The organism is Bacteroides sp. 1_1_14, assembly GCF_000162515.1.
Classification (GTDB): Bacteria; Bacteroidota; Bacteroidia; order Bacteroidales; family Bacteroidaceae; genus Bacteroides; species Bacteroides thetaiotaomicron.
In genome coordinates this window covers 360,636-367,309 of record NZ_GG774705.1, presented here as the reverse complement: position 1 = coordinate 367,309, position 6,674 = coordinate 360,636, and the positions used below count along the sequence as shown (strand labels likewise).

Annotated in this window: 7 protein-coding genes; 3 read left to right on the top strand and 4 right to left on the bottom strand. The window is 39.0% G+C overall.

Annotation, left to right across the window (positions count from 1 at the left end; all coding sequences use genetic code 11):
• The coding region (locus HMPREF9007_RS13465; RefSeq protein WP_008761504.1) for a DoxX family protein at positions 1–427 on the top strand (427 nt) is incomplete at its 5' end.
• A 105-nt stretch (positions 428–532) separates the two neighbouring features.
• Positions 533–1,084, top strand: coding sequence for a DUF3332 domain-containing protein (locus tag HMPREF9007_RS13470; RefSeq protein ID WP_008761503.1), 552 nt, complete (start codon positions 533–535; stop codon positions 1,082–1,084).
• Positions 1,085–1,159: 75 nt separating this feature from the next.
• Here HMPREF9007_RS13470 and HMPREF9007_RS13475 read toward each other — a convergent pair whose 3' ends face one another.
• The 3 genes from HMPREF9007_RS13475 to HMPREF9007_RS13485 form a co-directional block, all read right to left on the bottom strand.
• A complete protein-coding gene (locus HMPREF9007_RS13475) occupies positions 1,160–3,478 on the bottom strand; it encodes a BamA/TamA family outer membrane protein (RefSeq protein WP_008761502.1) in 2,319 nt (772 codons plus the stop codon).
• 211 nt (positions 3,479–3,689) lie between these two features.
• Positions 3,690–5,018, bottom strand: a complete 1,329-nt coding sequence (locus tag HMPREF9007_RS13480; RefSeq protein ID WP_008761501.1) for a M56 family metallopeptidase — start codon at positions 5,016–5,018, stop codon at positions 3,690–3,692.
• 12 nt (positions 5,019–5,030) lie between these two features.
• The gene (locus HMPREF9007_RS13485) at positions 5,031–5,393 is read right to left on the bottom strand and encodes a BlaI/MecI/CopY family transcriptional regulator (RefSeq protein WP_008761500.1); all 363 of its coding nucleotides are present in this window, start codon (positions 5,391–5,393) and stop codon (positions 5,031–5,033) included.
• Between the two features lie 192 nt (positions 5,394–5,585).
• Here HMPREF9007_RS13485 and HMPREF9007_RS13490 point away from each other — a divergent pair, with 192 nt between their 5' ends.
• On the top strand, positions 5,586–6,344 hold the full coding sequence (locus HMPREF9007_RS13490; protein ID WP_008761499.1) for an RNA methyltransferase: 759 nt from the start codon (positions 5,586–5,588) through the stop codon (positions 6,342–6,344).
• Here HMPREF9007_RS13490 and HMPREF9007_RS13495 read toward each other — a convergent pair.
• Positions 6,295–6,672, bottom strand: coding sequence for a hypothetical protein (locus HMPREF9007_RS13495; RefSeq protein WP_008761498.1), 378 nt, complete (start codon positions 6,670–6,672; stop codon positions 6,295–6,297). The two genes, HMPREF9007_RS13490 and HMPREF9007_RS13495, sit on opposite strands and share 50 nt — an antisense overlap.
• Positions 6,673–6,674 lie beyond the last annotated feature (2 nt).

The following is a 6,674-nucleotide window of genomic DNA, read 5'->3' as shown; positions in this document are numbered from 1 at the left end:
TTTTTTATTCCCCACAAAGCCGAATACAACAAAAGTATCCTTGTTTTTATTGGCAGTCCGCATCATTTTCGGAATATTATTAATGAACCACGGTATACAGAAATGGAGTAATTTCCAGGAGTTATCCACGGCTTTTCCTGATCCGATAGGGCTGGGCAGTTCCATATCCCTCGGTTTAGCGATCTTTGGTGAGTTGGTATGTTCAATGGGCTTCATCTTCGGCTTTCTGTACCGCTTGGCAATGATCCCGATGATTTTTACTATGATAGTTGCCTTTTTTGTCATCCATGCTAATGACGTATTTGCAGTAAAAGAATTGGCATTCATCTACTTAGTAGTATTTGTATTAATGTACATTGCCGGACCCGGTAAATTTTCCATCGATTATTTCATTGGAAGCAAGTTGGCACACAACAAACGTAAATGATATAAAAACAAGAAATAATAACCTTGATTAATTTAAAAATGTTATATTTGCATCTATTAAAAAGAGAATTTATCAATATTTTATTAATCAAAAAGTAAAGTAAACATGAAAAGAAGCAAACTGACATTAGTAGCGGTTGTACTTAGTGGTAGCTTATTATTCAGTTCTTGTGTTGGATCATTCGGCTTATTCAACCGTTTAAGTTCCTGGAATCAAGGAGTCGGAAACAAATTTGTAAATGAGCTCGTATTTTTAGCTTTCAACATTGTTCCGGTTTATGGCGTAGCATACCTTGCTGATGCTTTAGTAATCAACTCTATCGAATTCTGGAGTGGTTCCAACCCGATGGCTAATGTAGGCGACGTGAAGAAGGTAAAAGGAGAAAACGGTAACTATATGGTTAAAACGCTTGAAAACGGTTATTCAATCACGAAGGAAGGCGAAACAGCTTCTATGGATTTGATCTACAACAAAGAAGCTAATACCTGGAATGTAGTTGCAAATGGCGAAAGCTCTGAGTTGCTAAAGATGAACAACGACGGCACTGCTGATCTGTTCTTACCAAACGGCGAAAAAATGAACGTTACATTGGACGCTCAAGGTATGATGGCTGCCCGTCAGGCTACTATGAGCAACCTGATGTTTGCCGCTCGTTAAAAGCATATACAATAAACAAAAAGGAGATGAAACCGTAGAATCAGTTTCATCTCCTTTTTTATTGGCAATGATTGGTCAGAAAGGATATCCTACTGCAAAATGGAAAGCAAAATCACGACTGAACTTAGGATGGATAATCGGATAACGATCTTTCCCCTTTTCATAAACAGGATTGAGCGCCTTCATACCTCCGTCAAAACGAAGAATGAAGAAATCCAGATCCAGACGAAGCCCTAATCCGTACGCTACTGCTATTTGCTTATAGAACTTATCGAATTTAAAGACTCCTCCCGGCTGATTGTCATAATCACGAATGGTCCATATATTACCGGCATCTACAAAAATGGCTCCCTGAAACTTCCAGAATAATTTGCTTCGATATTCAATACTGGCATCCAGCTTGATATCACCGGACTGATCCAGTAAATTGGTATTTTTATTTCCCACAAAAGAACCCGGCCCCAAGTCACGTACCGTCCACCCGCGAACACTGTTGGCCCCACCGGAAAAGTATTGTTTCTCAAACGGAATAGTCTTCGCATTCCCGTAGGGTACAGCAATTCCCATACCTATATGAAATGCAAATGAGTTACGACGGTCTATTCTTATATTCTTAGAAAAGTCAAATTCCCCTTTCACATACTGCGCATACGGAATTCCTAAAATAGCATATTCCCCATCACTATTCTTACGGATATTGGTCGCCTTGGATAAAGCATACATGATATTTCCCGCCGATTCGAAATTAAAACGGATGGAATATGAATTGGAAGCAATCGTATTATTGATGATGGCACCACCTATACTGTTATAGTGATAGCTATATCCCATATTAATAATCAAACGGTCCTGATAATTATACTGAAGAATATGACTCTGACCTTTATTGATAAAATCGTTCTTAAATTTCTCCGATATTCTCGGCAAATAAAGAAAACCAATATTAATCAGATCAATACGATGTTGTATTTTCTGACGCTGAGTCCACTTATAACTCCATGAAGCCGATGCCATCGTGCGTAGAAATTCAGGACGCATCTGATAATTATACTGCAATCCGAATTCCGTAGTAGCTCTGATTTTACGCTTATAGTCCGAAGAGAGAAAAGGAAACAAAAAATTAGGAAAGTTGATACTTGTCTCCACCCCATACTCCGTATAATTATTGTTAGAATAGCCTGCCTGAAGTCCGGAAATCACTTCATAAGCACCACGAAACTTGATCATAAAAGTCTCCGAACCACGAAACAGATTCCTGTTTTGAAAAGAGACGGAAGCTGCTGCTCCCAAATCACCGGCCGAGTTAGTTCCTTCCACCTCAAAAGCTACCGACTTGTGCTTACTCTTAGTCAACATCACGTAGCAGTCAAGCTTCGCCGTATCTCCTACCTGATTTTCAAGAAAACGGATATTGGTATACTTCAAGGCGGACAGACGCCCGAAATTGGAATAAGTCTGCTGAACATCCTGCTCGTTATACAAATTGCCCGGAGCAAAGCGAAGATTATCAGTAAGCATCTTCGGGCGTAAATAGAGTTTATCTTTATAATAAATAGGGTACCCTTTAAAATGAAGAGAATCATTGATATCCATACTGTTCAGCGCAGAAGATTGCAGGACATCATAATCCGTAATAAAGTTAATCTTATTTATCCAATATTGTTGATGTGCCTTCACCGAATCACTCACATGCGCTCTGTAGGCGTGCAAATGCAAGGTCAAGTCTACCTGATAAGTACCCCGAACCGTATCTGCCGTATAGCCGACATAATCCTTATTGAACTTATAATAACCATTCCGAAGCAACTTGTCAGTAATTCGCTGACGCTCGGCATCCAGCACGTTCACATCAAATATCATCCCTTCTTTCAGCAGACTTTTGGCGGAATCCTGCTTCAGAAAATCTGCAATCTTAGGATCACGAATATCATACTTTAATGAATTGACAATATAAGGATCGCCGGCTGTCACCTCATAATACAACTTGATCTTTTTCTTCTTTATTTTAGTCGAACGCTTCACTGTGGCCGCCATATAGCCCATATTGCGCATTGCCTTTGTAATTTCATCCTGCGAGCGCTGCGCTTCAGTCTCACTGTAGATTACAGGAGCATCCCCGATTCTTCTCAGGAACTTATTTCCCCATTTAGTAGAGTCTCGTCCTGAAAGGTTGTAAACATAAAGCTGCGTTTTGATTAAACTGAACCATTTGGCATTAGGGTTCTGTCGCACATACATTCGTAAGGAAGAAGGACGGACATTTTTCTGATCTGTATGAATCTTGACTTCATCCAGCAGATAAGAGCCATCCGGCACATACTTAGTGGCAGTGCACGAAGCGAGCGACAGAATGATAACGGCAAAAGTAAATAAGTAAAGAAATCCTTTCCTCATACAGTATCTCTATAAAAGCGGAAGCAAATATATAGGGACAAAGATAGAGCATATTTTTCGTTCGGGGAAATTATCAAAACAATAATTAATGCGACAAAAGTTCTTTTCACCACGAATTATAGAAATTTGCAAAGTATGCTTTGCTAATACCTATATATTACTGACTATGTATCCTTGCAATTATTTCTATAAATCGTGGCGAATAAGATTCCTAATTTTGTTGATTTCTAAATACAATAGGAACTGTAAACTTCACAGATACAGGCTCCCCTTTTTGCATTCCCGGCTTCCATTGGGGCATCGAATTTATGACTCGAAGAGCTTCTTTATCCAAATCCGGATCAACACTACGTACTATTTTCGCATTAGAAATACTGCCATCTTTGTTAACTACAAACTGTACAATAACACGACCTTGAATTTTACTTTCTATCGCCTTTGTCGGATACTTGATATTGCGACTCAAAAAGCTCAGTAGTTCTTTCTGTCCCCCGGGGAAATCCGGCATCGTTTCCACTACTGAATAAATAGAATCACCCTTCGTCTCAGTGATTGCAACCTCAACCTGAGGCTCTGCTGTCTTATCCGGCTCAGCAGCTACTACAGTATCTGCTTTTTCTGTATCAGACTGGACTTTATCTGTTTTCTTATTAGCACAATTACTGAATAACAGCAATAATGCGGCTACTGGTATAAACATCAGATACTTACCTACCATGATGTTATGAGTTCTTTTTCTGTTTAGCATTTTAATTCGTTTTTTTAAGGGTAATACACTAAAGTTGTTATAGAAGTTTGCTGCAGCCAATGAGGTATGTTTAATTCCCAACAAATGATATTGATACGATTTCTTGTCATAGCCGGACGTCACTACTTGCTTGTCCGCCAGATACTCATGATTCATACGTATTTCACTGCGTATCAACCAGGAGAACGGATTAAACCAACATAATAATATAACCAGTTGAACCAGTATTATATCCAATGAATGCAACTCACGGACATGAGTTTGTTCATGTATCAATATCTCATCAATTTCCTTATCCGAATATTGTATCGGATTTATGAATATCCAATGAAAAAAGGAACAGGGCTCCCCTACATCTTCCAACTGATAAACAGGTACACCTTTCAGAGAATAGCGCCGAGAGCAGGCTAAAGAGCGATGTATTTTACTAACTTCCAAAAGATTACGCAGTAACAACATACCTATTCCCAATCCATAAATAATCCAGACCCAGATACCGGTCTGCCAGGTTGTCACTTCAACTTCTGTTGTAGCAACGGGTAAAGCCGTAGTAACCAGCACTTCCGGTAACAGTTTATTGTAAACGGTAGTAAACGTTTCTCCTATTGCATACTCGTCCGTCCAGCCTGAAAAATCAATCAATGGATAAATCAGCGAAGTCACACATATCAGCAGTAACATGATCCGTCTCAGCCTGAAAAATGTATCCTTGCTGAAAGAGAGCTTATAGAATGCATATAATACAATCAAAGCTATATTTACTTTAATCAAATAGATTGCAAAAGATTCCATGCCTATCTTGGTTTATGATTCTTCATCCTCAATAATATTGATTAAATCCTCGAGTTCTTTCTTGCTGATTTTACGATCGCGGACAAAAAAGGAAACCATTTCTTTGTACGAACCTGTAAAATAGTTACTTACTACTCCATTCATAAAGCTACGCTTATAGTCGCTTTCTTTCACCAGCACATGATACTGAATAGAATTCCCTAACTTGAAAGGAGACAAGAATTTCTTTTTCTCCAGATTACGGACTACAGAGGCAACACTTGTATATGGAGGTTTTGGTTCCGGCATTTCATTCACAATCTCCCGGATAAAACTAGGCCCCATTTTCCAAAAGTAAATCATCACTTCTTCCTCTTGTTGTGTCAATCTTTCCATATTGTCATCTTTTATACTGAATATCAAACTACTAATTTTAAGCAAATCTACTAAAATTAAGTAGATAATCAATTTTTTATTCATACAAATATTGTTAATATGAGAAAGAATTATTTTCAAAAAACTTGTTCAACAGCCGATTTATTAAAAATATATTTATAGCTTTGCGGTAAATAAAGAAGTAAAAGAATAATGCTAAGCAAAAATAAAATAAAGTATATCCATTCACTGGAACTAAAGAAAACCCGTAAAGAGGAACAGGTATTCCTAGCCGAAGGTCCTAAATTAACAGGTGATTTACTAGGACATTTCCCTTGCCGTTTTCTGGCTGCAACTTCTTCATGGTTACAAGCGCATCCCGACATTCAAGCAAATGAAATTGCAGAAGTCTCTCAAGAAGAACTATCACGTGCCAGCCTGCTGAAAACACCACAGCAAGTACTTGCTGTTTTCGAGCAACCGCAATATACGTTAAGTCCGGATTTCGCACGCCAGTCTCTTTGCCTGGCACTGGATGATATTCAGGACCCGGGGAACCTGGGTACGATTATCCGGCTGGCGGACTGGTTTGGTATCGAACATATTATCTGCTCTCAGAACACGGTAGACGTATACAATCCCAAGACCATACAAGCCACTATGGGAGGAATCGCCCGTGTTAAGGTTCATTACACCTCTCTTCCCGAATTTATTCATTCACTCGGTGATGCTCCTGTATTCGGAACATTTTTGGATGGAGAAAACATGTACGAACAACCATTATCCACCAACGGACTGATCGTAATGGGAAATGAAGGTAACGGAATAGGAAAAGAAGTGGAAGCACTCATCAATCGGAAACTTTATATCCCCAATTATCCACAAGGAAAAGAAACCTCGGAATCTCTCAACGTAGCTATTGCTACCGCAGTAATCTGTGCCGAGTTCCGGCGACAGGCTGCATGGAAGTAAAATCAAAAGGATAAAATAAATAAGGAAACAGTACTTCTCCCCTCTTTGCAGACGCTGTAAGAGCCTCTTTAAAACATGGGAAAGTTTGTCCCGAAACTATTGGAAGATTAAATTGAAACACTGAGATGTTTTTGCTGAACATCTCAGTGTTTTTTATTTTATTCTCGGGAAGTAATGCTATCAGCCCGGGCATCCATTCAACAGACTCTATTTCTTCCGTCAACGGAAAAACATCCCGTACATATCCTTCATCAGCAATCTCTACTACTTGTTGTCTGATAAAGCCAACATCAGGCAGAAGCAAATAATGAGCGGCAAAGCGTTTCATAA